This is a genomic window from Sphaerisporangium fuscum, from assembly GCF_018531465.1.
GTDB lineage: Bacteria > Actinomycetota > Actinomycetes > Streptosporangiales > Streptosporangiaceae > Sphaerisporangium > Sphaerisporangium fuscum.
The window spans coordinates 178,681-205,645 of record NZ_JAHDTF010000011.1; the positions used below are offsets into that span (position 1 = coordinate 178,681).

At 73.3% G+C, this 26,965-nt stretch carries 21 protein-coding genes; 6 read left to right on the plus strand and 15 right to left on the minus strand.

What is annotated here, in order from left to right; translation table 11 throughout:
• Positions 1-33 precede the first annotated feature (33 nt).
• Both KIK05_RS14480 and KIK05_RS14485 read right to left on the minus strand, forming a co-directional pair.
• Positions 34-3,282 carry a M28 family peptidase gene (locus KIK05_RS14480; RefSeq protein ID WP_214411206.1) on the minus strand — a complete coding sequence of 1,083 codons (3,249 nt, stop codon included), beginning with the start codon at positions 3,280-3,282 and terminating at the stop codon, positions 34-36.
• 132 nt (positions 3,283-3,414) lie between these two features.
• Positions 3,415-4,362: a LysR family transcriptional regulator gene (locus KIK05_RS14485; RefSeq protein WP_308249915.1), complete on the minus strand. Its 948-nt coding sequence runs from the start codon at positions 4,360-4,362 to the stop codon at positions 3,415-3,417.
• A 253-nt stretch (positions 4,363-4,615) separates the two neighbouring features.
• On the opposite strand from KIK05_RS14485, the gene KIK05_RS14490 reads away from it, so the two are divergent.
• The 3 genes from KIK05_RS14490 (at position 4,616) to KIK05_RS14500 (ending at position 8,435) form a co-directional block, all read left to right on the plus strand.
• Positions 4,616-6,649, plus strand: a complete 2,034-nt coding sequence (locus tag KIK05_RS14490) for a carbamoyltransferase family protein (RefSeq protein ID WP_214411207.1) — start codon at positions 4,616-4,618, stop codon at positions 6,647-6,649.
• A 98-nt stretch (positions 6,650-6,747) separates the two neighbouring features.
• Complete coding sequence (locus tag KIK05_RS14495) at positions 6,748-7,689, plus strand: hypothetical protein (protein WP_214411208.1); 942 nt, start codon at positions 6,748-6,750, stop codon at positions 7,687-7,689.
• 26 nt (positions 7,690-7,715) lie between these two features.
• The gene (locus KIK05_RS14500; protein WP_214411209.1) at positions 7,716-8,435 is read left to right on the plus strand and encodes a 2OG-Fe(II) oxygenase; all 720 of its coding nucleotides are present in this window, start codon (positions 7,716-7,718) and stop codon (positions 8,433-8,435) included.
• Here the strand turns inward: KIK05_RS14500 and KIK05_RS14505 are convergent.
• The 8 genes from KIK05_RS14505 to KIK05_RS14540 form a co-directional block, all read right to left on the minus strand.
• The gene (locus tag KIK05_RS14505) at positions 8,432-9,880 is read right to left on the minus strand and encodes a methyltransferase (RefSeq protein ID WP_214411210.1); all 1,449 of its coding nucleotides are present in this window, start codon (positions 9,878-9,880) and stop codon (positions 8,432-8,434) included. The two genes, KIK05_RS14500 and KIK05_RS14505, sit on opposite strands and share 4 nt — an antisense overlap.
• Positions 9,877-12,168, minus strand: coding sequence for an asparagine synthase (glutamine-hydrolyzing) (gene asnB, locus KIK05_RS14510; protein WP_214411211.1), 2,292 nt, complete (start codon positions 12,166-12,168; stop codon positions 9,877-9,879). Before asnB (KIK05_RS14510) ends, KIK05_RS14505 begins: the two co-directional genes overlap by 4 nt.
• 10 nt (positions 12,169-12,178) lie before the next feature.
• Positions 12,179-14,215, minus strand: a complete 2,037-nt coding sequence (locus tag KIK05_RS14515; RefSeq protein ID WP_214411212.1) for a glycosyltransferase — start codon at positions 14,213-14,215, stop codon at positions 12,179-12,181.
• Positions 14,216-14,220: 5 nt separating this feature from the next.
• On the minus strand, positions 14,221-15,066 hold the full coding sequence (locus tag KIK05_RS14520; RefSeq protein WP_214411213.1) for an MbnB/TglH/ChrH family RiPP precursor modification enzyme: 846 nt from the start codon (positions 15,064-15,066) through the stop codon (positions 14,221-14,223).
• A complete protein-coding gene (locus KIK05_RS14525) occupies positions 15,063-15,887 on the minus strand; it encodes an Os1348 family NHLP clan protein (RefSeq protein WP_214411214.1) in 825 nt (274 codons plus the stop codon). The genes KIK05_RS14520 and KIK05_RS14525 overlap by 4 nt, the downstream gene beginning before the upstream one ends.
• Positions 15,884-17,632 carry an asparagine synthase (glutamine-hydrolyzing) gene (asnB, locus tag KIK05_RS14530; RefSeq protein ID WP_214411215.1) on the minus strand — a complete coding sequence of 583 codons (1,749 nt, stop codon included), beginning with the start codon at positions 17,630-17,632 and terminating at the stop codon, positions 15,884-15,886. The genes KIK05_RS14525 and asnB (KIK05_RS14530) overlap by 4 nt, the downstream gene beginning before the upstream one ends.
• 75 nt (positions 17,633-17,707) lie before the next feature.
• Complete coding sequence (locus KIK05_RS14535; protein WP_214411216.1) at positions 17,708-17,902, minus strand: hypothetical protein; 195 nt, start codon at positions 17,900-17,902, stop codon at positions 17,708-17,710.
• Complete coding sequence (locus tag KIK05_RS14540) at positions 17,899-18,093, minus strand: hypothetical protein (protein WP_214411217.1); 195 nt, start codon at positions 18,091-18,093, stop codon at positions 17,899-17,901. The genes KIK05_RS14535 and KIK05_RS14540 overlap by 4 nt, the downstream gene beginning before the upstream one ends.
• Before the next feature lie 196 nt (positions 18,094-18,289).
• Between KIK05_RS14540 and KIK05_RS14545 the strand changes: the two genes are divergently transcribed.
• The 3 genes from KIK05_RS14545 to KIK05_RS14555 all read left to right on the plus strand — a co-directional run bounded on the left by KIK05_RS14545 (position 18,290) and on the right by KIK05_RS14555 (position 22,637).
• Positions 18,290-20,011 carry a glycosyltransferase family 4 protein gene (locus tag KIK05_RS14545; protein ID WP_250562772.1) on the plus strand — a complete coding sequence of 574 codons (1,722 nt, stop codon included), beginning with the start codon at positions 18,290-18,292 and terminating at the stop codon, positions 20,009-20,011.
• A complete protein-coding gene (locus KIK05_RS14550) occupies positions 19,986-21,680 on the plus strand; it encodes a carbamoyltransferase family protein (RefSeq protein ID WP_214411219.1) in 1,695 nt (564 codons plus the stop codon). The genes KIK05_RS14545 and KIK05_RS14550 overlap by 26 nt, the downstream gene beginning before the upstream one ends.
• A 198-nt stretch (positions 21,681-21,878) precedes the next feature.
• The gene (locus tag KIK05_RS14555) at positions 21,879-22,637 is read left to right on the plus strand and encodes a protein phosphatase 2C domain-containing protein (protein ID WP_214411220.1); all 759 of its coding nucleotides are present in this window, start codon (positions 21,879-21,881) and stop codon (positions 22,635-22,637) included.
• Between the two features lie 62 nt (positions 22,638-22,699).
• Here KIK05_RS14555 and KIK05_RS14560 read toward each other — a convergent pair whose 3' ends face one another.
• The 5 genes from KIK05_RS14560 to KIK05_RS14580 form a co-directional block, all read right to left on the minus strand.
• Entirely contained in the window at positions 22,700-23,176 is a 477-nt protein-coding gene (locus tag KIK05_RS14560) for a hypothetical protein (RefSeq protein WP_214411221.1), read from the minus strand.
• Between the two features lie 206 nt (positions 23,177-23,382).
• On the minus strand, positions 23,383-23,856 hold the full coding sequence (locus KIK05_RS14565; RefSeq protein WP_214411222.1) for a hypothetical protein: 474 nt from the start codon (positions 23,854-23,856) through the stop codon (positions 23,383-23,385).
• A gap of 231 nt (positions 23,857-24,087) precedes the next feature.
• Positions 24,088-24,594: a hypothetical protein gene (locus KIK05_RS14570; RefSeq protein ID WP_214411223.1), complete on the minus strand. Its 507-nt coding sequence runs from the start codon at positions 24,592-24,594 to the stop codon at positions 24,088-24,090.
• A complete protein-coding gene (locus tag KIK05_RS14575; RefSeq protein ID WP_214411224.1) occupies positions 24,591-25,388 on the minus strand; it encodes an alpha/beta hydrolase in 798 nt (265 codons plus the stop codon). Before KIK05_RS14575 ends, KIK05_RS14570 begins: the two co-directional genes overlap by 4 nt.
• A 122-nt stretch (positions 25,389-25,510) precedes the next feature.
• The gene (locus KIK05_RS14580; RefSeq protein WP_214411225.1) at positions 25,511-26,938 is read right to left on the minus strand and encodes an MFS transporter; all 1,428 of its coding nucleotides are present in this window, start codon (positions 26,936-26,938) and stop codon (positions 25,511-25,513) included.
• Positions 26,939-26,965 lie beyond the last annotated feature (27 nt).

The window sequence follows — 26,965 nt, forward strand, 5'->3', positions numbered from 1 at the left end:
GGCGGCGGTGCGGTGGGCCGCCCGCTCCGGGGATCACTGGCGCTGCCAGAGAGCCGGGACGTTGGGCGGCTCCCAGCCCGGCAGTGAGGTGTGCGCCTGCAGGCATCGGTAGCTGACGCCCTGGTAGGTCACCACGTCACCGACGGCGTAGGCCGTGTAGGTCTGCCACGTGGTGCCGCCCTGGCCGCCGCCCACGGTCAGGGAGAAGGCCGCCGAGTGGTCGGCGGAGGCGCCGTCGGCGTTCAGCGAGATCGAGTAGGTGCCCGCGGGCGTGCTCGCGGACGTGGCGATCGTCACCGAGGCCGACTGCCCGGAGGTGATCGTCGAGGGGGAGAACGTCACCGTCACCCCGGCGGGCGCCCCGGACGCCGACAGCGTGACCGACTGCGCGGAGCCCGAGGTGACCTGCGTCGCCAGGGTCGCCGTGGCCGACTGCCCGGCCTGCACCGAGGCCGACGAGGGGTTCACCGAGACGGAGTAGTCGTCGGTGGGCGTCTGGGTGTCGCTCACGGCGAGCTTCCACAGCACGTAGGCCGTGGCGTCGGCGTTGCGGTCCAGCGCCGTGGTGTTGATGTTGGAGGGGTAGGTGTCGCAGGCCGAGTGGTAGCAGCGGTCGAACGCCTGCCCGGCCGTGCCGCCCCACTTCTGCGCCTGCGCCGAGGTCTTGACCGTCTCGGCGCCGGTGAACAGGCCGCCGACCCGCACACCGGCGTTCTTGAACGGCGTGTGGTCGCTGCGGCCGTCGCCCTCGGTCTCGATCTCGGTCGGCACGCTCAGCGTGGCGTAGTAGTCGTTGAACAGCTTCTGCAGCGCGGCGTCGTCGTCGTAGACGAAGTAGCCGGCGTTGGGCGAGGCCGTCATGTCGAAGTTGAGGTAGGTCTCGACGCCGGTCGCGCCGCCGTTGTTCACGTAGTAGGTGGAACCCTGCATGCCGAGCTCCTCGGCGCCCCACCAGGCGAAACGCACGTGCTTGGTGAGGGTCGGGTTGCGCGAGGCCAGCGTTAGCGCGAGCTCCAGCAGTGTGGCCGAACCGGAGCCGTTGTCGTTGATGCCGGGGCCGGCCGCGACGCTGTCGAGGTGGGCGCCGAGCATCAGCGTCGGGCCGGACGGGCCGCCGGTCCAGTCGGCGATGAGGTTGGAGTGCGTCTGGCCGTTGTAGGTGAAGTTCTGCACCCGCGTGGTGTAGCCCGCGGCGTCCAGCTTGCCCTTCACGTAGTTCAGGGCGTTGGTGTACGCCGCCGAGGGCGAGGGCCGGTTGCCGATCGACTGCAGCTGGCTCAGGTGCGCGGCCACGTTCGCGACGGGGATGTCGGGCGACGTGGGCGGCTGGGTGGTGCCGACCGTCAGCCCGTACACCGCCTCCTTGTCCACGCTGGTGCCGTCGCCGATGACTCTGACGGAGTAGGAGCCGGAGGCCGCGTTCGAGGCGGCGGACAGCGTCAGCGTCGAACTCTGGCCAGCGGTGATCGTGGCCGGGGAGAAGCTCGCGGTGATGCCCGTGGGCAGCGGCGTCGCTGTCTTGAGCGTGATCTGCTGGGCGCTGCCCTGGGTCACCGAGGTGCTCACGGTCGTGGTGACCGACTGGCCCGCGCGCACGCTGCCGGAGGCCGGGTTCAGCGACATGGCGAAGTCGCTGGTCGGGGTCGCCGTGCAGGTGGGGTCGTTCGTCGCCGGGACGCTCACGGCCGTCCAGGCGGCCTTGACCGCGTTGAACTCGGTGCAGCTGCCCGGGAAGACCGACTTGGCGGCGTTCAGCGTCGCCACCCGCGCCTTGGCGTAGGTCCACGGCACGGTCTTGAGGTTGAGCGCGCCCATGTAGATCTGGCCGGCCTTCTGGATCCCGATGCCGGTGACCGACGAGCTGTTGCAGGTGGGGCTGGACGGCCCGCCTGAGGGGTTGCTGCCCTCGGCCAGCAGGTAGAACCAGTGGTTCTGCGGGCCGGCCGCCGAGTGCACCTCGGTCGAGGGGATCGACGCCGAGTAGCAGTTCGGGTCGCCCTTCGCCGACGGGTTGTACATGTTGCGGATCTCGCCGGTGCCCGTGAGGTTGACCTCCTCGCCCACCAGGTAGTCGGGCGGGTCGAGGTTGGCGGGCTGGTTGGCGTAGTGCTCGGTGAGGGCGCCGAAGATGTCGCCGGTCGACTCGTTGAGGCCGCCGGTCTCGTTGCCGCTGCCCGAGCCGCCGCTGCCCGAGTTCTCGAAGATCGAGTGGCCGTACTCGTGGCCGACCACGTCCATCGTGGTGGCCTGCTGGGTGTTGGACTGGTTGTGGCCGAAGTTGGTGTAGCTGCCGTTCCAGTAGGCGTTGACGTCGGCCAGCCCGACCCGCGCGGGGAACGCGCCGCCCCGTCCGTCGAACCCGCTGCGGCCGAGCCAGTCGCGCAGCATGTTCCACTCGGTCTGCGCGTCGTACAGCGTGTCGACGCAGGCGGTCTCCAGGTCGGTGCCGCGGGCGTTGCCCCAGTCGTCGTCCGGGCCGGTGTACGCGGTGCCGCCCTGGCCGCCGCAACGCAGGCCGGGCCGGGTGGTGTCGGTCATCGAATACGAGCCGGTCGACCCGGACGTCTGGATCGTGATCGGGTTGCCGTTGTAGAAGGAGTGGCCGGTGCCGTCCCGGACGTCGTCGTAGGAGTCCAGCACCTTGCCGTTCACCGCGTCGACGAACACGTGCAGCACGCTGGGCCCGCCGTGCCGCGTGCCGGTGACCACCACCTCCCAGGCGAGCCTGGGCGTGTCGAGGGCCGCGTCGACGAGCAGCGTGGGGGCGCTCACGCTGTCCACCGGCGACAGCAGCCGGCGTGCGGTGCGCGCGGCGGCGTCCTCGGTCACCCGGGGCACGGCGGCCACCTTGAGCTCGGCGCGCTGGCCGGTGACGACGGTCTGCACGGCCTGCCCGGTCGGGTCGGTGGAGACGATGACGTCGCCGCCGTAGACGGGCAGGCCCGCGTGGGTGCGGGCGTAGGTGAGGTACTGCAGGCCCCGGGTGCCGACGACCGACTTGTCCAAGATGAACGCGTCGTCGTCCGCGGTGTGCAGCGCCTTGGCCGAGGCGGCCAGGGCGCCGGCGGCGGCGGAGATGGCCCGCTTGCGGGCGGTGGGGTCCGGCTGGACGAACGCGCCGGGGGCGCCGGCGGTGGCCGTGGCCCCGTCGCCGCCCGCCGCGGCCGGGACGTGCTCCCGGCCGGCGGACGCGGTGGCGTCCGCCTGACCGGTGAGGTAGGACGTGGTCAGGGCGGCCGCCGTGAGGACGGCGAGCGCGCCCGACCTGAGCTTGGGTTTCACTCCTGGTGACTCCTGTCCCTTGGGGGGTTAGAGGGAGGAGCCCGGCCGGGGCTGCACCACACGGTGGCACCGCGGGCGCGAAACGGGTAACCCCGCAGGTTTGCATACGTTCGCCCTATGGCCATCCGGACGTCACGGCTGGGGGAGCGGGCCGTAACGTCTCAGCCAGCCGCGGTACACCGGCGACTGCCCGGCCTTGGCCCAGTAGTCCTGCCGCACCGTCGCCACCAGCTTCCTGATGTGCGGCGCGACCGGTCCCGCCTCCGTCCAGCCGACCAGGTGGCGAAAGCTCAGCGGCGTGCCCGCCAGCGGCCGGATGACGAGGCCCGGGTAGCCCCTGCTGGTCGCCTGGAACATGCCCACGCAGCGGCCCGCCGCGATGAGGTCCACCGCCACGCTGACGGTGACCTCGCATCCGATGGCCGGGACGAACCCGGCCTTCTCGCAGGCCTCGGTGAAATGGTCCCGGTGGCCGACCTCCATCATCACGGGCAGGCACCACTGCTCGTCCGCCAGATCGCCCAGCTCCACCTCCTCCCGGTCCGCCAGGGGATGCGTCCGGGCCAGCCCGACGAAGATCGGCTCGGCGGCCACGGCGGCGTAGCCGACCCCGGAGGGCGGGACGAGCACGCGGTCGGGGTAGTCGGCGAGGGTCGCCAGTTCGAGCCGCTGTGCCCGCAGCAACGTCGGCAGCACGTCCATGGCCTCCTCGGTCCGCATGTCGATCTCGGCGTCGGGCATCAGCTCGCGCAACGCCTTGACGATATGGACGGCGAGGTGGGTGGAGATGCAACCGGCCCGCACGAGCTTGCGGCCCGCGTACCGCATTCCGTCGCGGCGCAGTTCCTCGAAGGCGGGCAGCAGGGACCGGGAGCGGGCCAGCACCCAGTCGCCGAGCGGGGTCGGGGTGGCGCCCGCCCGGCCCCGCTCGAACAGCGGGCTGCCGAACATCGACTCGATACGCCGCAGCTGGGCCGCCAGCGACGGCTGTGAGGTCTTCAGCGCGACGGCGGCCTTGGAAATGCTCCCGTGATCGGCGATCGCGCAGACGGCACGCAGATGACGCACTTCTAAATCCACTCCATGAGCGTAATAAGTAAAGAAACTTTAGAGTAGACCCAACCCGAAACACCTGGTCAACAGGTCTGTCATGAAGGCCCCATGTGGGCGATCACCGCGCCCTGGGCGAGCCCGGTCCCCTTCCGGCATGGCCTGTGACGCCGAGATGTGTCAAGGTGAGCACAGACCGTGAAGCCAGGCCTGGCCGGAGGATCCGCGATGGCGATGCGCGTGCCGGAGACGTCCCCGCCCCACCGGCCGGGGCGGTGACGAGATGGCGGCCCCCACCTATGTCCTCGGCACCGGTCTGTCCCACGACGGCTCCGTCTGCCTGCTCGCCGACGGCGTCATCGCGCTCGCCATCGAGAAGGAGCGCCTCACCCGGATCAAACACGACGGCGGCAACGACCGGCTGGCGATGGAGTACGTCCTCGACCGGGCCGGGATCACGCTCGACGAGGTGGCGGTCGTCGTCCAGAACGAGAACTTCGGCATGTTCCGCGAGGGCAACGCCGAGTACGGGGGGAGCGGCCGCCTGCTCGGCGACGCGACGAACGTCGTCACCATCTCCCACCACCTCGCCCACGCCTACAGCGCCTTCGGCGGCTGCCCGTTCGACGAGACGGCCGTCCTGGTCGTCGACGGCTGCGGCAACGCCCACGAAGACTGCCTCGACCTCGCGGGCGCGCACCTCCCGACCGGCGTCCCGCCCGGGCTCGGGCACCTGTACTTCGAGAAGGACAGCTACTACGCCGCCGAGGGCGGCACCCTCAGGCCCGTCGTCAAGGACTTCTCGCCATGGGGGGCCAAGGGGTGGCCGGTGACGCCGCCCAGCACCCTCCACTCCATCGGCGGTGTGTACCGCGCCTTCAGCGGATACGTCTTCGGCGGCTTCGACGACTCGGGCAAGCTCATGGGCCTCGCGCCGTACGGCCGGCCCGGCCGGTTCGACCAGCCGATCTTCGAGCTGGAGGCGGGACGGGTGCTCGTGCGAAGGGAGGCCCTCGAGGCGTTCACGGCCCCGCGCGCCTCCCGGCCGGGCCTGAAGGACGACTTCCAGTACTACGCCGACCTCGCGTACTGGGTGCAGCGCGAGGTCGAGCGTGCCCTCCTCCACCTGGTCCGCGACCGGTACGAGCGGTGGCCCTCGCCCAATCTCTCCTACGCCGGCGGGGTGGCGCTCAACGCCGTCGCCAACAGCCGCATCCTCCGCGAGACCGGGTTCCGCCGGCTCTACGTGCAGCCCGCCGCGGGCGACAACGGCCTGGCCATCGGCTGCGCCTACTACGGCTGGCTGGAGGTGCTCGGCCGGGAACGGGTCCGCCACGACCAGTCCACCTACTTCGGCCCGCGCCACCCGGCCGAGGAGGTCCGCAAGGCGGTGGAGGCGGCGGGCGGCCGCGTCCGGGCCGAACAGCCCGCGGACGTGGTGGAGGAGACCGCCCGGCTCCTCGCCGAGGGCAAGGTCGTGGGCTGGTACCAGGGCGGCGCGGAGTTCGGGCCGAGGGCGCTCGGCCACCGCAGCATCCTGGCCCACCCCGGCGTCCCGGGCCTGCGCGACCACATCAACCGCGACATCAAGTTCCGCGAGGACTTCCGGCCCTTCGCCCCCTCGGTCATCCTCCAGGAGGCGGCGACGTACTTCGACTGCGAGGGACACGACAGCCCGCACATGATCCTCGTCTTCGACGTCCGGCCCGAGTGGCGCGAAGCCCTGGTCAACGTCGTCCACGAGGACGGCAGCGCGCGCCTGCAGACGGTGACCGAGCAGAGCGAGCCCCGGTACTTCCGGCTGCTTCGCGCCTTCCAGCGGCGGACGGGGCTTCCCGTCCTGCTGAACACCTCGCTCAACAGGCGCGGCATGCCCATCGTCGAGTCGCCGCAGGAGGCGCTCTCCTTCTTCCTCGAATGCGGGCTGGACGCCCTCGTGCTCGGCGACCTGCTCATCACCAAGACGCCGCGACCGGACGGCCCGCAGCCGCGCAGGACGCCCGTCCCGCTGGAGAACCCCGGCCCCGAGGACGTCCCGCTGATCGGCCGCAGGGTCACGGGCGTCGCCCTGGCCTTCCAGACGCCGGACGGAACGGGCGCAGGACTGCCGCCGTCGGCGGACAAGGTCGTCCTCACCTTCGGCGACCGGTCCGACCCCCTGGAGCTCGCCCCCGACGCCTTCAAGCTCCTCAGCCTCTGCGACGGCAGGCGCACCTACGCCGACATCGGCGCCGAGATCCCCGTCGAGACCGGCTACCTCCTCCGGTTCGCGGCGGTCCTGAGCAGGCACGGCATCCTCGACCACGTGGCCAGATGAGGACAGTGCGCCCGTGGGCGAAACGCTGTCCAGCCTCCACGGGCTGGACTACTCTCGGTGGAGAGCCGCGCCACGGCCCGTAGAGGTGGGAGTGACAGATGTCCGGTCACGACGACGCCGCAGGCCCGCCGCCTCCCGCCTTCCTGGGGCTCGACGAGGTGCTCGTCCTCGACGAGGTGGTCACGCCTCGCGAGCAGGAGGTCCTGTGCTCCTGGGCCGCCGAGCGGCGTGCCCGGGGCGGGCTGCTGCGCAACCCCGTCGACGCCGCGTCGCTGTCGACCCCCTACCTCGCCGCGGGCGACCGGGGGCTCACCCCGATGACGCGCGCAGGCCGGGCCGAGGCGGCCGGCTCGGCGATGGTGTGGGTCCCCGACGTCTCCGGCACGCCTCTCGGCCCGCTCCCCGAGGAGTTCTGGGCGATCCGCGCCAGGGTGATCGCCCGGCTCGGCATCGAGGCTCTCGCCGACGACCCCTACAAGGGCTCCTTCCTCACCAGCGTCGGTCCCGGGGGCGACGTCCACACCCACAAGGACGCCCGGCTGCCCATCGGCGACGGCCTCGTGCCGCTGCTGCGGTGCAACGTCCTGGTACGCCGGCCCGAGGGCGGGGGCATGCCCGTGATCGCGGGCGTCGAGGTCGACGTGCCCGACCGCGGCATGTGGGCCTTCCACCCGACCGAGCTCGTCCACGGCGCCACGCCCGTCACCGGGGAGACCAGCAGGCTCACCCTCTCCTTCGGGTTCGTCGTCGACCCGCGCGGCGTCTGGGAGCGGCCCCTGCGCCCGGCACCCGGCCTCGAACCCGAGCTCGTCGACGGCGTACGCGCCCACCTGCGCACCCGCCCGATGCATCCCGCGCGTGCGGGGGCGATCGACCTCCTGCTCGCCCAGAGCGCGGCGTTCCGCGTGCGCGACATCGCCGACGCCCTCGGCGGTGACCCCTCGGTCGTGTGGGAGGAGGCCCACCGGCTCCTCAAGCTCGGCCTCCTCCAGAGCCGGGCCCCCGAGCCCGTCCCCGGAGCACGCCGCGTCGCCCTGTAGCGGCCGGCCGTCCCCGAAAGGACGTCATGAACATCGACTCGACGTTGCGTCCCCACCTCGACGCGCTGGACGACCGCTACTGCGAGGTGCTCGCCCTGACGCCGCACGCCGAAGCGATCATCCGGAGCCCCGGCCCGGCCCACGAGGCCGGAGATCGCTTCCTTCGGGCCGGCTTCGTCCGGATCCCCGGCGTCGTCTCGCCGGCCGCGCTCGAGGCGCTGGCCGGGGAGCTGTGGCCGATCCTGTCGCCGCTGGCGTTCGCGGTGCGGGTTCCACACACCACCGGGCCGGCGGGCACCCTGCTGGGCGGCGGGCGGTTGCGCCGGGTCGACACCGGCTCGCTGGAGCGGGACGGCCAGGGCGACGCCCTCGCCTCGGTGCTGAGGGCGGTCGGGCTCGTGGAGTTCGGCAGGCTCCTCGCCGACCGGCTCGCACCGATCCTGCGGCACGTCATCGGGCCGGCCGTCTACGAGCGCATGTTCTTCAACCTGTACGACGAGGGCGACTACATCAGCCCCCACGACGACGCCCACATGGGGGACCGCATCGACGTCACCTTCCCGGTGACCCTCGACGGCGTCGGCGGCCTGCGCGTGCTGTCCGGGGGGTACCTCGAGACGCACTACGACGGCGAGGGGGCGATGAGCGTCCTCGGCCCGAGGGTCTGGCACGAGGTCCCCCCGCTCCTGCGCGTGTCGCCCGAGCGGCCACCCCGGCGCCTGACCATCACCATGCGGTACGTCTAGTCCTTCGGGTCGAAGGCGTCGTCGTCCCACAGTCCGGCGCGCAGGGCCAGGGTGCGCACGTGAAGCCGCCGGTCGGGGGAGCCGGCGACGGTGCCGCGCAGCAGGTCGAGGTCCGCGCGGGACAGCGTCACGGTCCGGCCGAGGTGCCCTGGGGGAAGGGCGAGGTGGACCACGTCCGCGGGACCGGCGAATGCTTCGATGACGAGGGCGTCGCCCGGGACGCGGATCGGCGCCGCCAGCACGGCGTCCCGCCCCCGGTGCACCGCGGAGATGCCGCGGAGCAGGCGCACGATCGACAGGGGTGCGACGCCGTCCCACAGGCTGCCGTCCACCTGGACGGTCTCCCGCCAGCCGCGGCAGGTGGCCGCCGGACGCTCGAACACCGCGATCGCCGGCCTGAGGGCCGCCAGCCCGACCCGGGCGAGATGCGTCCGCATGGCGGGGACGGCGGCGTCGAAGGAGGCCACGCCCTCACGCAGCAGGGGCAGGGCGTACCTCGTGCTGTAGACGTCGGCGTCCACCGGCGAGCCGAGAAGGCGCAGGCCGCACAGGCCCGGCTCCGGCGCCGGCAGCCGCCACGGGTCGGCGTCGTCCCCGCCGGAGGTCACCGGGGCCTCGTAGACGACCGCCGCCCGCCCTCCCGCCCGCAGGTGGGCCGGGGCCCCGGCGATGACCCGGGACGGCAGGTCGACGCCCCGCCGGCCGCCGTACAGGTACGCGGCCTCGGCCGTCTCCGGCGGCCGGGGGACGAAGGGGGGCTGCGCGACGATGAGGTCGAACCGCTCCCCGGCGACGGGGTCGAACAGGTCCCCCGACCTGAACTCCACGGTGGTCACGCCGTTCACCCGGGCGTTGACCCGGGCGAGCGCGAGCGCCCGCTCGTTGACGTCGGTGGCGACCACCCTGGAGGCGTGCCGGCTCAGGGCGAGGGCCGCCGCGCCCGCCCCGCACCCGATGTCGGCGGCCACACCCGCGGGCCAGCGGGCCGACACCACGCCGCGGAAGGCCTCGTTGCCGAGGCCGCCGCCGAACACCGCGTCGCCGCGCCGGGTGACGTCGTCGCACAGCACGAACAGGTCCCCCTGGGCGCGCAGCAGCAGGTCCGACCGTACCGTTCCTCCGGGCGCCTCCAGCAGCAGGCCCGCGTCGAGGGCGGTGGCCAGTACGGGACGGGTCAGGGCGGCGGCCGCCGCCCGCTCGCCGATCGGTTGTCCCAGGCAGAACAGCCGGTAGACGTCGGCTGCGGGCTCCTCGAGCCCGCTCGCGCGCCACTGGTGGATCGGCCGGTGCAGGCCGGGGTACCGGTCACGCGGCGCCCTCCACATCGCCGCGCAGTAGGCGGGGCCGAAGCCGACCTCGGCCAGCCTGAGTCCGAACGCCCGCCACGCCTCCGGGCGCACCCGGGCGAAGCCGGAGATGTCGGGGAGTTCCCCGGAGCCGCTCACGCCGCCGGTCCCGCGGGGAGGCCGCTCGCCGCCGCCGTGAGGTCGGGCGAGGCGTCCGGACACCCGGCCGGCGTGGCTTCGACGAGCCAGCGGCGCGCCAGGAACGCCTCGACCACGGGGGCCGCCACGTCGGCGCTCACGCCGAGGGCGGCCGCCAGGTCGGCGAGGCCCAGCCGCGGGGAACGGATCAGCCGGTCGAGCCGGGCGGCCGGGCAGTCCGGCGCGAGCTCGACCCGGGCCACCACCCCGCCGCCGTGGATGACGAGCAGGTGGCGCTCCGGGCCGGTGGTGACGGCCAGGGTCACGCCCTTCGCGGGCCGGAACGCGGCTCCGGGCAGCGGGCGCGCCGCCGCGCCGCCCGCGGCCTCGGCCGGTACGGCGCCGGGGACGCTCTCGGGGGCCGGTACGGTGCCGGCGGCGACCCCGGGAGCCGGCAGCGGGCACGGCAGGGCCCGGGAGAGGGGCGGCCGCAGGCCGGGCCGGGCCAGATCGCGGCAGGTCCGCTCGAAAACCGCGATGGCCATGCACCGCAGAAGCAGGGCGGCCGCGTCGTCGGCCGCCCCGGCGCGGGCGGCGCGGTCGTGGAGCTCGACGAGGCGCCGCTCGTCGAACAGCGTGTCGTCCGCGCGGAGGTACTTCTCCCGGAAGTCGCCGAACGACGCCTCGATCAGCCGCGAGCGGAGCAGCCGGATCGACCCGCCGCGCCCGCCGGTGGCGTACATGGGGGTCTTGGGCCGGTGGGCGATCGAGGCGGGGAGAACCCGTTCGGCGACGAGCCGGACGATGCGCTTGTCGTGGAAGAGCCGCTCGTGCAGCGCGGGCGGTACCGAGCACAGCAGCTCGACGAGCCGGTGGTCGAGGAAGGGCACCCTGCTCTCCCGGCCGCTCGCCGAGGCCGTGCGGTCCTCGTGCCACAGGTTGTGCGCGGCGAGGTCGCCGAACCGCGCCGCCTGCCAGGCGGGCGACGACGCGGGGAGGTCCGCCGGCGGGGCGTCGGTGACCCGCGCGCCGACCAGCGGGGCGAACGCGGCGGGGATCCCGAGCGTGCGGGCCCGCGCGCGGCGCAGCGCGGCGGCCTCGTGCCGGGTCCACTCGGCCCAGGTGGACGAGCCGAGCCGGGAGTACCCGCCGGCGAACTCGTCCGCGCCCTGGCCGAGCAGGACGACCTTCATGTCGGGGCGGGTCGCGGCGACGTAGCGGTGGAGTTCGTGCTTGAAGAGGATCTCGGGGTCGAACACCGGGAAGTCCATGATCCAGACGAGGTGCTCCAGCGTCGGGAGGCCGAGCCCGATGGTCGAGGCGAGCGCGTCGGCGTCGACCCGCACCGCGTGCAGCGGCAGGCCGAGGGCACGGGCGGCGGACCGGGCGGCCGCCGGATCACCGGCCGCCGTGATCGACGGCTCCACCAGCGTGAACGCCTCCAGCGCGTCGTTGTGCCGCGCCGCGAGGGCGGCCACCAGCGCCGAGTCGACCCCTCCGCTGAGGAACACCCCGACCGGCACGTCGCTCATGAGCCGCAGGCGCACGCTGTCGGCCAGCAGCTCGGCGTACCGTTCGATCCATCCGGCCGCGTCCCCGGCCCCGTCCGGCGACGGCCCGGCGGGCTCCCAGTAGCGGGTGCCGGTCACCGGACGGCCGGGACGCCACTCCACGTAGCAGCCGGGCTCCACCTGCTCGACCCCCTCGACCCCGGACGGGACCGCCCGCCCCGCCGGGCGCTGGTAGGGGAAGCTCAGGCCGGGCACGTCGTGGAAGGCGTCCCAGTCCAGAGACCTCGGCGCGTCGGGGTGGACGAGCAGCGCCCGGAGCTCCGAGGCGAACACCAGCCGCCCGCCGAGCTCGGCGTAGTACAGCGGCTTGACGCCGAGACGGTCGCGGGCGAGCACGAGGCGGCGTTCCCAGGCGTCCCAGACGGCGATGGAGAACATGCCGTTCAGCTCCGCGAACGCCGAGGTCCCCATCGACGCGAACAGGTGCAGCACGATCTCGCAGTCGGAGCGGGTGCGAAGGCGGTCCCCCGGCACGTGACGGCGTGCCAGCTCGGCGTGGTTGTAGATCTCGCCGTTCACCACCACGGTCAGCCGGCCGTCCGGGGACCGGAACGGCTGGTGGCCGCCGGTCAGGTCGTTGACGGCGAGGCGTCTGAAGACCACGCGGAAGTGGTCGTCGGCGTGGAGGCTCTCGCCGTCGGGGCCGCGGGCCGCGAGAAGGCGGCCCATGGCCCGCAGCAGGTGGACCTCCGCGCCCGGCTCGGGCGAGCCCCCCACGGTTCCGGCGAAACCGCACATGCCGTCCGCCTCACCCGAGGGGCGACCGCAGCAGCGGCGGGAGCGCGGCCGGATCGGACCGGGCCCCCTTGCGCCACCCCAGGACGGGATCGGTCTCACCGAAGACGATCACCCCCAGCCGGTACAGCCGGTCGAGCGCGGCCAGGACGGCGGCCCGAGCCTCAGGACCGGCGTCCGATGCCGTGGCGGCCACGACCTCGCCGGTCGTGAGGCTTCCGTCGCAACGGGAAAGGAGCTCCAGGGTGCGCTCGTCGATCTCCAGTTCGCGGGGGATGAGGTTGGGCAGCCGCTGGAACAGCACCAGCATCGGCCGCGCCGTCACCGACCGGAAGGCCTCGCCGTCGGCGGGGGAGCGGCCGGCGGGGTCGGCCCACACGGGGAACAGCGCCGCCACGTCGTGCTCGAACCGCTCGGCCCACGCCGTGACGGCCCGCACGGGGTACAGGCCGTCCGCGTCGCCGCCGACCGGCCGGCCGCCGAGCCGGTCGACCACGGCGTACGGCGGCGGGGCGTCCGGCATGTCGTGACTCGCGTGGATCCGGGCGGCCTGGTAGCGCAGGGCGTCCCGCACGACGGGCGCGTACCCGGCGAGAGGCCCCGACGCCAGGCGGCCGGCGAGGAACGCGCAGAACCGCAGCCCGCACGAGGCCGGGTCGGTCGCCGGGCCGGTGGCCGCGAACTCCTCCACGGCGGACGGCCAGCTCGCCCGCACGTACCGCAGCAGGGAGGGCGCGACCAGCCCGAGCACGTCCTCCACGTCACCCGGCGCCGCCGGGCCGTCAGCGGCGGCCTTCGGCCGGGCATGGTGCCGGAGGAGGTCCTCCCAGGCGGCGACGTACGCCTCGAAGTCCCCCGGCGTGCCGCCGCCGGTCTGCGCGCCGGCCGCGCCGAGCCGCCTGGCGCCCTCGGGGTCGTCGACGACCCACCTGAGCGCGGCCGTCAGCGCGTCACCGTCCTTGGGGTCGCCGACGACCAGGGGATTCTCACCCGGCCGTGGCCCGTCGCCGTGCCCCTGCTTGTCGGCGATCTCTCCCGACAGCACCAGGCAGGTGCCGCAGGCCATGACCTCGCGGGCGACGACCGGGCCGTGGATGGCGACGGGGAAGTCGCGTTCGAGGAAGCACACGGCCGTGCAGGCCCGGATGAACGACGGCACCCTCCAGTTGGGGAGGTACGGCAGGATGATCGTGCGCTTGGCCAGCCCGGCGTCCCGCAGCGCGGGCGCGAGGAGCTCGCCCATCGGGCCGCCGACCATGGCGAGGAAGGTGAAGGACCTGCCCTCGGCGGCCAGCCGGCCGAGCGCCCGCACCAGGTCGAACGTGCCCTTCGTCTCACCGACCTTGCCGTAGACGCCGATGGCGGGGACCGCGGGGTCGAACGGGCGCGGCCGGTTGCCCTCGCCGTCGCGCAGCGCGACCGCGTCGACGTCCAGCGGTTCGGCGCCGGGGTGGAACGCCGGGGCGAGGGCGTACGGCGGGTCGAGGACGATGCGGCCGGGCGGCACACCCATGCCCGCGAAGCGCCGCACGAGGTGACGTCGCGTCACCACCGCGTCGGCGCTCCTGAGGACCTCTTTGTACGCCGTGGCCAGGCCGGGCACCCCGGCGAGCCGGTCGAGGTCGCTGCCCGCGTGCTTGACGATCAGCGGGCGGCCGGTCCACCGTGAGGCGAGCCACCCGGCCACGCCGTACGGCTCGAAGTAGTACGCGAGCACGACCTCGCATCCGTGCCGGCGCACGACGTCCGTGGCCAGGGAGGACAGCCGGGTCACGTACGGGTCGGCGACCGGGATGTGCGCCATCGCGCGCCGGGCGAAGGACTCCACGCCGTGCACGCGCACCCGCCCGCCCGTGCCGGGGAACTCCGGCTGCATCAGCGGGGCGTCCCGCGGCCCGAGCGTGATGCGGTAGCGGTCGTCGACCTCGTCGGCGTTGGTCACCACGTGCACCTCGTGACCCCGCGCGGCCAGCCCCCGGGCGAGCCAGTACGTCGAGGAGCTGACCCCGCCCTCGATCGGCGGGTACTTGCCCACGATGCAGACGCGCATGGGGATCACCGGCGGCCCTCTCCCGCGGCGGTGATGATCTGCCGCGACCGGTCGACGTCGTCGAGCATCGGCGTGAGCTCGTCGGGGAAGTCGGCGTCCTGCTCGAGGATGCTCACCCGCACCGGGACCCGCTCGGCCAGCACCTCCAGCAGCTTCCAGGTCGGCTCGTTCACCCGGGCGCAGTGGCCGTCGATGTAGACGTCGCCGTCCAGGAAGCCGCCCGCCAGGTGGATCTGCACCACGGCGTGGAGCGGCATCGAGTCGAGGAACGCCTCGGCGGAGAAGCCGTGGTTGCAGGAGTTGATGTGGACGTTGGCGACGTCGAGCAGCACGCCGCAGCCGGTCGCCTCAACCATGCGGTGGAAGAACTCGCCCTGGCTCATCGTGGCGTACGGGATCTCGAGAAGGTAGGAGATGTTCTCGACCACGAGCGGCCTGCCGAGGAAGTCCTGCACGGCCGCGATGTTGTCGACGACGGTGCGCAGCTGGTCCTCGACGAACCACACGGGGGACAGGTGACCGATGTCGATCCCGGGCGCCCGGGTGATCGCCAGGTGCTCGCTGTAGTAGGGCGCGTCGATGAGGTCGCAGACCCGCTTCACGCGGCTCAGGTAGTCGCGGTCGAGCGGCCCGACGGTGCCGAGCGACAGGCCGACGCCGTGCGGGATGACCGGGAAATGGTCGGCGAGTTCCTCCAGCTCGCCTTCGGCGTCCATGAACTGCTCGGTGACGATTTCGAGGACGTCGATGCGCCCGGCCGCCCGCAGGATGTGGTCGCGCAGCTCGCGCCGGTAACCGAGCCCGGATCCCAGGTGGGGGACGCCGGGGAGGTGCTCGCCGGAAGATGTCATGCCTCTGCCTCCCTTGCCGCGACCGTCACGACCCCGAGGCCGGCGAGCCGGCGCAGCGTGCCGAGGACGGCGGCTGTCAGATCGCCGGACCGCAGCGCCTTCTCGGCCTCGCCCACGACACCGGCGGCGGTCCGCCGCCCGTCGCACAGGCGGAGCACCAGCGCGGTCGCCCCGTTGACGCGGAGCATCCGCTGCTCGCCGGCGTCCCGGCCCGGCCGGAAGACCACGGTGTTCGGGGACGGCGGCGGATCCCCCGCGGCCTCGCCCGCCCGCAGCGCGGCGTCGAGGGCGACGACGTCGTGGCCGAAGTCGTCGATCAGGACTCCGGCCGGCACGACCGGGATGTCGGACGGCGCCATCTCCCGCGCGTGTTCGCCCCCGGCGACGGCCCGCCACACGAAGGTCGCCTCGTACGCCAGCCGCTCGAACCGCAGGAGCTCGGCGACGGCAGGGGGGAACCGGCCGGGATCGGCCAGGGTCTGCTCGGCGAAGCCGCCGAAGTCGAGGACGTCCCGGTGGGAGGTCCCCGCCGGGCGGGCGCAGGACACCTCGAGGTGGCGTGCGAGCACGGCCTCCATGGCCGCGTGGTTCCAGGCGAACGAGGCGGAGTAGGCCCGCCGCAGACGCTTGCCCCGCTTGTTGCGCAGGGTCGCGGCGAACACCTCCAGCATCCGCTGGTCGACGGCCTCGAGCGCCGCCGCCTCGCGGGCGGTGAGGTCGTACCCGGCGAGCGTGCCCGCCGGGTCGGCGCGGAAGAGGGTGCGGAAGGTGTCGCTGACGTAGAGCCGGGCCAGGCACGACTGCATCTCGAGGAGGCTCACGGGCGGCACCGCGCCCGTGACTCGATGAAGTCGAGGATGCCGCCCACGGCGTCCACATCGCCGTGATGTTCCATGAAGGCCTCGCAGAAGTACTCGAACATGAGCAACTGGCGTTTGGCGGTGAAGCAGAAGCCGAGCTCGTGACGGTCGAGGTAGTCGCCGGGCAGGCGGCTCTCGCACAGCTGATCGAACTCCTGCAGCCGGCGGACGCCGGAGGACGGCGCGCCGAGCTTCTCGCGCAGGACGACGTCGACGACCGCCGGGCCGTAGACCGGGGCGAAGCGCCGCAGGGCGAGCCGCCGGAGGATGTACTTGCGCACGCCGATGTCGGCGCGCACCAGGTGCCGCAGGGGGATGCGCCGGGCGAGCTCCACCATGGGGTCGTCGAGGTACGGCACGCGCATCTCCAGCCCGGCGGACATGGCGCACCGGTCCACGACGTCGAGGTGCAGGCGCTGCAGCGGGTCGCCGAGGTTCACCTCGAACACGGCGCGAAGGTGCTCGTCGAACGGCCCCGCCGCCGACAGCCGCACGATGGTCTGCGCCGCGAGGTCGCTCGGCGCCGTGCCGAGCCGCTTGAGCAGCCCCAGCCGCCGCTGGAAGGACCTCGCCCGGTAGCCGCGGTCGAGGTACTCGGGGTACCCGCCGAACAGCTCATCGGCCCCTTCGCCGTGGACGCACGCCTTGACCTCGCCCGCGATCCGCCCGCAGAGGTACTGGAAGCTCGCCCCGAACAGACTGGCGGGCCCTTCCTCGGAGCGGACGAGGGCGGGGATCGTCTCCAGGTAGGAGCCGGCGTCGAGGACGCAGGTGCGGTGGTCGGAGCCGATCAGCTTCGCGACCGTCTCGGCCTGCACGATGTCGGGATGCTCGGCGTGGTCGGCCACGGTGAAGGTGCGCAACGGGAGGTCGGTCTGCTCGCGGGCGAAGAGCGCCAGCAGGGTGGAGTCGATGCCTCCGGAAAGGGTGAACCCGACCTCGACGTCCGCCGCGAGGTGGGTGCGCACGGCGTCCTCGAACGCGGCGGCCAGACGCTCCTCGGCCTCTTCGTAGGTCATCGCGTCGTCGCGCGCGGAGTCGGAGGAGTGGTACGGCGCGGGTGGCTCCACCTGGAGCGCGCCGGCGAACGAGACCCGCATGGTGTGCCCGGGCGGCAGCGCGCGGACGCCGTCGAACAGGGTCTGGTCGCCGACGAGGTGGCCGAGGACGACGAGGTCGGCGAAGGCCTGCCGGTCGAGCCGTGGCCGGCGCCCGAGCCGGGGAAGGATCGCCTTGGCCTCGGAGGCGAACAGGAACGCCGGGGTCTCGGGGACGAGCGCGTAGTAGAGCGGCTTGATGCCGAGCCGGTCGCGGGCGAGGAAGAGCCGGTCGCCGTGCAGGACGGCGAAGGCGAACATGCCCCGCAGCCGCTGGACGCACCCCTCGCCGTGCTCTTCGTACAGGTGGAGCACGACCTCGCTGTCGCAGCGGGTACGGAAGCGGTGCCCTCTTGCGGCCAACTCGGCGCGCAGCTCACGGTGGTTGTAGATCTCGCCGTTGAAGACGAGGTGGATCGTGCCGGTCTCGTCGGAGATCGGCTGGGAGCCGGCGGCGGGGTCGACGATCGCGAGGCGGGTCGCCCCCACCCGGGCGGCGCCGGCGCCGGTCCAGCCGCGCCCGTCCGGCCCCCGATGGGACAGGGCGAGCGTCATCTGCTCGACCGCGCCCGCGCCGGTCGTTCCGACGGTTCCCGCGATGCCGCACATCCGCCGCCTCTAGTTCATCGGGCCGGCGGCGCGGGGACCGGCCGCCGGCGTGAGTGGGATGCGCTCATGCGCGGGTTACATGGAGCAGCCGCTGCAGCCGTTGCAGCCGCCGCAGCTGGAGACCAGGTCGCCGTCGGGCGCGAGGCGCCGGACGAGGTCCTGGATGCGGAACTCGACGGCGAGGTGGTGGTCGTCGGTCAGCTGTACCGACGCCTCCTCGAGCGAGGTGATCTTGCGAACCCGGCGCTCGGAACCGCTTGACTCGGTCATCGGTCCACCTCCGGAGCCGCGGCGCTGCAGCTGTTGCAGCCGTTGCAGGACACGACGGGCCTGATGCCCTCGACTTTGATCTGGCGGATGAGGTCGTCGATCAGGAACTCGACCTGGACGCGGTCGCGATCGACGAGACGGATCTTGGGACGGTCGGCGCCTGGCGCGCCTTCTTCTTCGGATGAGGTCATCATTTCCCCCTCTGGGCCGGTTTCTGCCCGGTCGAGCCCATTTCGGTGATGTGGGGGTGCCACGCGGCTTTGGTGGTGAACGACATTGCCCGTGCCGGCTATTGGCGATGTCGTGTGTACCGTACCCGTGGGATAATGGCCTGGCAAGCATTAATTAAAGATCTTGAATTCCCTTCTCCTCGTGCCATAATCGCCTATGGCCTTTGCGAGTCCGCTCGTTTCCCTCGACGCCCGGCGGAGGCCCGTGAGAAGTCTCGTGATCGGAATCGCCCGCCACGGCGGCACCGAGGGGTCCGGCCTCGGCGCGTCTCCGGGGACGCGATTGCTGTTCTCCCTGCTGGAGCGGAGCCTGCGCCAGAAATGCTCCTTACGTCGGCTTCCTCCGTATTTTTATGGCATTGCTCCGCGGCAGGCCGTCGAGATCGCCGAGGAGCTGCTGGGCGAGGTCGACGCGTTGGTGCTGTCGCTTCCGCCGCATCCGGCCGATCTTGAGGCGTTGTTCCTGGTGCGCCGACAATTACGGCGACGCATACCCTTTGTGTATCTTCCGCTCGGCGAGTTCCCCCGCGGAGCCTGGTTCTACCGTCATTTCCACCAGTATCTCGGCCCCGACGATCTCATTTGGTTCTCCAGTGCCGCCGATCGTCAGGTCCATGATCTGCTCGTCGCCTCGCCCAGGGCGCGTATCCGCGTCCTTCCTTTCGGGATCGACCTCGCCCCTTATTCCGGCGCGGCCGCAACTCGAGCGACCACGAGGCGACATTTAGGGATAAATCATGAAGAGGTCGTATTTGTCGTTCATGGGCGGCTTGATCCGGAGAAGAATGTGCACGGGGTGGCGGCCGTGTTCGGTGAGGTGGCCCGCCGCGCCCCCGCGTGCCGTCTGTGGGTCGTCGGTCCCGTTCCCGGGGACTTCCGGCTGATGCCCGGACCGCATCCCCTCGCGGCGGTCCCCGCGGGCCCGTACAAGGACCTGCTCGCCGCCGGCCTGGGCGGGGACGGCGCCGGGCGCGTCTCGTTCTGGGGCGGCGTGCCCCAGGAACTGCTCCCGCGCGTCCTCGCCGCCGCCGACATCGGCGTGAACCTCACCGTGAACCGCGACGAGAACTTCGGGTTCAGCGTCGTCGAGGCGATGGCCGCGGGCCTGCCGGTGATCGGCACCGACTGGGGCGGGCTCCGCGACACGATCGACGACGGCGTGACAGGGTTCCGCGTGCCGACGGTCGTCACCGCGGCGGGGATCGCCGTCGACCACCCCGCCGCCGTACGGCACGCGCTCGACCTCGCCGCCGACGGGCCGGCGCGCAGGCGGATGGGCGAGGCGGCGGCCGCCAGGGCACGTGATCGTTACGCGATCGACCAGTGTGCCGATCACCTGCTGCTCGAGGTGCGGCGCCTGCTCGCCCGTCCCCGCCCGGCACGCCCGCACCGGTGGACCTCCCTCGGCCTGCGGCTCGTCCAGGAGCACTCGGTCCGTCTCTCCGGCGCCGGCTCCCGCTCCTTCCCGCTCCCGCTCCCGCCCGCGGCGCTCGACGAGCGGGCACGCGCGATCATCCGGCCGTACGCGACCCGCACACAGGACCTCGAACCCGATCCCGGCGCCGTCGTCCTGCTCGCCTCGCCCCTGATCCGCTGCGACGGCCGGGCCGTGACGTCCGCCGATCCGGCCTACCCGATCGACGGCCGTCTCGCCGGCCCCGCCGACCTCCTCGTGTGCCGCGTCCTCGCGGCCGAGGGACCGGTGGGAGTGCGCGATCTGCTGGCCTCCGCGGCCGGCACGGCGACGCGGCAGGAGGTCCTCGACGCGCTGCGGCGGCTGCTCGCGGCCGGAGTCGTGCTGCAGTCGAGGGAGCCCGCGCCGGCATGTCATGACACTGGAAAGGACGAGGCGCATGTGGATCCTCGGAATCGCCGGTAGCCACAACTCGGCGGCGGCGCTGGTCCACGACGGTGTCGTGGTCGTGGCGGTGCAGACCGAGAGGCTGACCCGGATCAAACGCCACGCGATCGACCTGTCCCGCATGTCCGGCGACGCCGTCCGCGTCATCGAGTACTGCCTGCGCGCGGCCGGCATCGACCTGCCCGACATCGACGCCATCGCGACGTGCTCGCCGTACGAGCCCGCGGCCAGGTTCCTCTTCGAGGACCCCGCCGCCGCGCCCGTGGGCCTGCCGCCGTTCGTCTCCGTACCGCACCACCTCGCGCACGCCGAATACGTCATCCACTACGCGCCCGCCGAGCCGTCGATCGTCCTGGTCTGCGACGGCAGCGGCACCTTCGAGCACCACCGCGCTGGGCTCGACATCCAGGAGCTCGAAGCCGACCCGGTCCGCCACGTGACCGCGTCCGGCAAGGAGTCGATCTCCGCCTACACCTACGACGGCCGCGACCTGCGGCTGATCCACCGCATCGCCCACGGTCCCGCGCCCTGCCGGCCGCCCGGCGCGGTGTTCCGCACCCCGCACGGCGAGGTGCTGGTGAGCCTCGGCCACCTGTGGCAGTGGGCGGCGCACTACTGCCACGGCGGCGTCAACGAGGCCGGCAAGGTGATGGGCCTGGCTCCGTTCGGCGACCCCGCCGTCCACCGCGACCTGCGGACCGTGACGATGAGCCCCGACGGCGACCTGTCGATCGACTTCGCGGCGCTCTTCGACCGCTTCGGGCGGCCCAACACCGAGGCCCGCGACGTGACCGGCGTGAAGCACTACGAGGACCTCGCCGCCCACGTGCAGGAGGTCACCGACGACTTCCTGACCCGGCTGGTGCGGCTGCTGAGGAGCAGGTACGAGACCGACGTCGTCTGTTACAGCGGCGGGGTCGCGCTGAACGGCATCGCCAACCAGCATCTGGTGCGCACTCTCGGCATCGACCTCCGCATGAACGGCTCCTGCGAGGACAACGGGACGGCCATCGGCGCGGCCCTCGCCGTCCACCACGCCAAGGCCGGCACAAGGGTGGTCGAACCCATCCGCGACGACTACGGCCGTGAATACTCCGCGGGGGAGATCGGCGCCGCCGTCGCCCGCGCGGGCCGCCGGGCCGAGATCCTGCCCCCCGCCCGGACGGCGGAGACGACCGCCGCGGCCCTCGCCGAGGGGGCGATCGTCGGCTGGTTCCAGGGGCGCTGCGAGTTCGGCCCGCGCGCTCTCGGCAACCGCAGCATCCTCGCCGACCCCCGCGACCCGGGCATGCAGGACCACCTGAACCGGAGGGTGAAGGGCCGCGAGGCCTTCCGCCCCTTCGCCCCGGCCGTCCTGGAGGAGCACGCCGCGGACTGGTTCGAGCTCGACGGCCCCTCGCCGATGATGCTGCGCGTCGTTCCCGTACGGTCCGGCCGCCTGCCGGCCGTGACGCACGTCGACGGCAGCGCGCGGGTGCAGACCGTGAACCGCTCGCAGAACGCCCGGCTGCACGAGCTGCTCACCGCGTTCGGCCGGCGCACCGGGGTCCCCGTCCTGCTCAACACCTCGTTCAACATCGCGGGCGAGCCCATCGTCGAGTCCCCCGACGACGCCCTGCGCACGTTCCTGTCATCCGGCATGGACCTCCTCGTGATGGGCGACCACGTCGTGCGCGCCGAGCCCTGACCGGGCGCACCGCACCGCTCCAGGCGCTGGGCCACGGCGTGGCACGGTACCGTGGCGGCGTGCGAACGGGGGCGGCGGAACGCGGGCGGGACGGCGCGCCGGAGGAGACCGCACGGGGGTGACGAACGCCGCCGGGGTCGCTCCGTCTTCTCCGGGCGCATCCGGCCGAGCCCGTCCCGTCCCCGAGCGAGGATTCCCGTGCACATCTCCTACCGCACCGTGCCGGCGCCGTCCCCTGGACGCCGCAACGAGGACTTCGTGATCGCGGGCCCGGACTGGATCGCCGTCCTGGACGGGGCGACCGCCCCGGCGGGTGTCGATTCCGGCTGCCGTCACGACGTGGCGTGGTTCACCGGCCGGCTCGGCGCCGCACTCGGCCGCGGGCTGACCACCACGCCGGAGTCCGGCCTGGTGGACGTCCTCTCCGAAGCCGTCCGCGAGGTCATGGCCGCTCACCAGGACGGCTGTGACCTCACCAACGCCGACTCGCCGTCCTCGACGGTGGCCATGGTCCGCCGGCGTGCCGAGACGGTCGACTATCTCGTGCTGTGCGACTCGCCCGTCGCGCTGGCCTTCACCGACGGCACGGTCACCGTGATCGATGACGACCGGACCGAGCATCTGCCCGGCGGCCGGCCCTACAGCCTCGAACTCGTGCGGTCACTGCGGAACCGGCCGGGCGGGTTCTGGGTGGCGAGCACGAGGCCGGAGGCCGCCTGTGAGGCGCTCGCCGGCTCCGTCCGGGCCGAGGACCTGCGCGGGGTCCTCCTGGCCACGGACGGGGTCACGCGCTTGGTCCAGTGGTACGGGCGGACCTGGGAGCAGCTGGTGGAGACGGCCGCGAACGAGGGACCCGGCCGGTTGATCGCCCAGGTGCGGGAGGCGGAGTCCGCGCACGGCACTCCCGGCGGAGCCAAGCGCCACGACGACGCCACAGCCGCATGGGTCTGGTGGTGAGGAAGCCTGACGGCGCCGGCGGGCGGTCCCTCACGGAATCCTGTGGTGACGTGGCGTGCGCCCTATCCGCGGTCCCCGTCGTGCTCGGGCGCCTCGGCCTGACGGCGGATCGCGGCGAGCAGGCGGCGCATGCCGGCCACATGGGCCCCCGTGCCGATCACCAGCGCCCGGTAGCCGCGCCCGGCGCGGCCCGGGAAGGCGGCCCGGCTCTCGGCGCGCAGCCGGCTGCGGCCCGCCTCGAGCGGTTCGATCCGGAACACCAGGGTGTAGTCCGAGAAGCGGTGCCGCCCCGCCAGCCCCAGCTCTCGTCCGGATACGGCTGACACGACCCGGAAGCCCGGCACGGTCGAGCCTTCGGCGGGCGGCCACGGCCCGGTCGCCACAAGTGGCTCGGCTCCGACGAGCCGGGCGTAGCGGGCCGAGAGGCCGCGCGAGAAGGATCGGCCGAACACCTGGGCCGTCGCCTGCCACAGCGCCTCGGGCCCGGCCGCGACGACGGCAGTGTGCTCGTCCAACCAGGGCAGCGGGTCCTCGGACATCCGGCCTCCACGGCAACTCGGTTCGGCGCCCTCAGGTTCATCCTCCCGGCACCCGCCGCGACCATACCGGGCCGCGTCGTCCTCCCGGCCCGCGGCCCGGCCGGCAGGACGGTCCTCAAACGAGGCGACCCGGCCAGTCGCCGCTGCGAGCGCGTATCTCCGCGGCCACCTCCTGCACGGACCGGCCATCGGTGTCCACGCGCAGATCACCCGCCCCGGCACGGTCGAGCGCCTCGGCCTCGCGCCGCGCGTTCGGCGACACGGTCCAGGGCGTCCGGATCCAGCCCTCTCAGCTCGTCACCGGGTAGGGCCGGCCCGCCTCCCCGGCCGCGCCGCGCGACGCGCTCGGCCAGCGTCGCCGGCCCTGCATGCAGACGGCACACGGTCGATGCCGTTCCAGGCGGCAACTCGGCATAGGCACGAATGGTGTCGCCGGAGTCGGCTTCCCCGGAGACGATCAGGCACCGCGCGCCCGCCGCGCGGTATCCGGCCCAGATCGCCGCGAGGTTGCGCGCCTTGAGGCGATGGCCGCCCACGTCGTCGTCCGCGACGGGACGCAGCGCACCGATCTGCTTCACATCGACGTAGGCGGCTCGCACGCCGGTCCGGTGGACCTGCGTGAAGATCTCGTAGCCGACCGCCGACTTCCCGGCCGCCGTCGCGCCGCAGAGCCACAGCACGGGTAGGGGCGCGGTAGCGGGTGCGGCATCGACCTGTGGTGCCGGCGGACGGCTCTGCCGCCCGAGGGGATTCCGGGACGGCGCGGCGGGCAGGGCGCCCGGCCATCCCCGGCCCGCTCGCCGATCAGCCGGGCCACCTCGGGCACCGTGAGGCCGCCGGTGTCCAGGCACATGTCGGCGTAGTCGCTCCGGTCCAGGGCCTCCGCCGCGGCGATCGCGTCCTCCGCCAGATCAGGACGCTGCCGGACGCGGGTGGATCGCGGGGACGATGCGCCAGTCGCGCTGGAACACGAGGTTGTGCAGGTCGGCGGCGGCGATGGCGCGCAGGACGGGAACGAGTTCGGCCGCCTGCTCCGCGTCCGTCACGTTGAGCGGCCACTCGCCGACCGTGGCGCCCCGCAGGTGCGGGTGGTGGAACCCGGCGCCGTAGTGGGCGGTCAGCGTGATCGGCGCGATGCCCGCCGTGCGCTGCGCCGGCCACGACAGCCGCCAGGCGGCGAAGCTGCCGCCCGCCGTGTCGGCGCGCGGACCGGTGGCCTGGATCGTGCCCGTCCCCAGCAGGAGGTGCCGGTCGAACTCGGCGAGCACCTGCCGTGCGGGCGCGTCGAGCAGGCCGACCGCCTGCCGGAAGGCGCTCTCCTTGCCGTGGCGGGTGGCGTGCCCGGCATGGGTGCCGTCGCGCAGGTCGCCGAAGTGGCGGATCAGCGCCTCGAGCGGGGCAGGGGCGGTGGAGGTCACGGCAGGTCCTTTCGCAGGGCTCGGGCGAGGTGGTGGATGAGGGGGCCGTCCGGGCGCAGGATGTCGCCGTGGGCGGCGCCCGGCGGGTGGAGGAGCCGTACGGGGACGCCGACCCGGCGCAGGCGGTGCGCGTAGGTCACGACGTCGTCGTGGACGGGGTCGTCGCGGCCGACGGCGAGGACGGCGGGCGCGACCCCGGCCAGGGACGGCGCCTCCCAGGGCGTCGAGTACAGGCGGGTGCCGTCGTGGTCGTAGGCGGCGCTCTCGCCGGTCCCTCGCCAGGCGCGCCAGGCCTGGCGCAGCACGGACGCCTGCGGGTAGGCGGAGGGTGAGCGGTGGTAGGACGGGCTGCCGCATGTGGGGTCCAGCGGCGGGTAGGCCAGCACCTGCGCGGCCAGCGGCAGGCCGCGGTCCCGTGCGGCCAGGGCGGCGCAGGCGGCGAGCGTGCCGCCCGCGCTGTCGCCGCCCACCGCGAGCGGGCTCCCCGCCGCCTGGTCACGGGCCCAGGCGAGGGCCGTGAGGACGTCCCGCACGGCGCTGGGGTGGCGGTGACGCGGCGCGAGCCGGTAGTCGACGCTGATCACCGACCATCCGGAGTGCGCGGCCAGGGCCGCGGTGGCGTGGTGCCACTCGGCCGCCGAACCGTGCTGCCAGCTTCCGCCGTGCGCCCAGACCAGCAGCCCGGCCTCGGGACGGTCCTGCGGTCGGTAGACCTGGACCGGGAGGGGGCGGGCGCCGGGAAGGACGAGCCGGGACCACGACCGGCGCTCGCCGGTCGTCATGGGCATGACCATGGATGCTCCTCATGTCGGGAACGGATCGCCGTGGCCGTGTTCACGACCGGCGCGGGGCTCCTCGGCCGGCGGCCCGCCGCCGGCCGTCCGGTCGGCCGGCGGAGCCGCCGGGTGCCGAAGAGTCAGGCGCGCCGGGTGCGCAGGGCGACGGCGGCGATGACGACGCCGAGCAGGACGAGAACGGCGTTGACGGCGATGGCGGTGGTGACGCCGTGCAGGATGGCCCCCGCGGACACCGCGCCGCCCGTCGTGGCGGTGACGATCGCGGACATGATCGGGGTGCCCATGGTGATCCCGATCTGCTGGGACATCGAGGCCAGCCCGGTGGCCAGCCCCTGCTCGTGGTCCGGCAGGCCGGTGGTGGCGGTGACCATGAAGCCGACGATGACCAGCATGTTGCCCACGCCGCCGAGGAAGGTGGCGGGCAGCAGCAGCCCCATGGAGGCCGGCGTGTCTCCCAGGAGGAGCAGGACGGCGGTGAAGGCCGCCTGCAGCAGCCCGCCTCCGACCAGGACGGCCGTGGTGGAGGTGCGGGTGATCACCTTCGGGGCGAGCAGCCCGCCGGCGACGGTCCCGAGGCCGAGGACGCCGAAGGAGAGCCCGGCGCCCAGGGCCGAGAAGCCGAGGGTCTTCTGCAGGTAGAGGGTGAGCAGGTACACCAGGGAGGTCTCGGTGACGAAGGCGAGCATCCCGAGCAGGTTGCCCCAGGCCACGGTCCGCTTGCCGAGCACCCGCAACGGGACCAGGGGCTGGGCGGCCCTGCGCTCGACGAGGTAGAAGACGATCAGCAGCAGCGCGCCGGCCAGCAGCCCCGCCACGGCGAGGGGGTGGGTCCAGCCGTGCTCGCCGGCCTGGGTCAGGCCGTAGACGATGCCGAGCAGCCCGAGGGTGACGCTCAGCACGCCCGGCAGGTCGATCTTGGGGCGGTCGGCGGGCCGGGATTCGGCGATGACGGCGGGCGCGACGGCGAGCACGGCGAGCGCGACGGGGACGTTGATGAAGAACGCCCAGCGCCAGGAGAGCAGGTCGGTGAGGACGCCGCCGAGGACCGCGCCGGTGGTGAACCCGGCGGACATGAGGGCGCCGTTGAGGCCCAGGGCCTTCTGCCGCAGCGGTCCTTCGGGGAAGGACGTGGTGAGCAGGGCGAGGCCCGCGGGGGTGGCGGCGGCGGTCGCGAGCCCCTGGGCGATCCGGGCGATGATGAGGACCTCGGGGGATGGGGCGAGCCCGCCGGCGAGCGAGGCCACGCTGAGCAGCGCGAGGCTGCCGAGGAAGATGCGCTTACGGCCGATCAGGTCGCCGACGCGGCCGAAGAAGAGGGTGAACCCGGCCGCGCACAGGGCGAAGGCGGTGGCGATCCACTGCAGATCGGCCAGGGAGAAGCCGAGGTCGTCGCCGATGCGGGGCAGGGCCACGTTCAGGATCGAGAAGTCCACGGCCAGCATGAACTGGGCGACCAGCAGCACCGTGAGGATGACCTTGAGGCGGCCGGTCAGGTGTCGTGGCGGCGCCTCGTGCGCGGACGCCGGCAGGGGTTTCGTGATGGACATGACAGAGAGTTCCCTTCAGGAACGCCG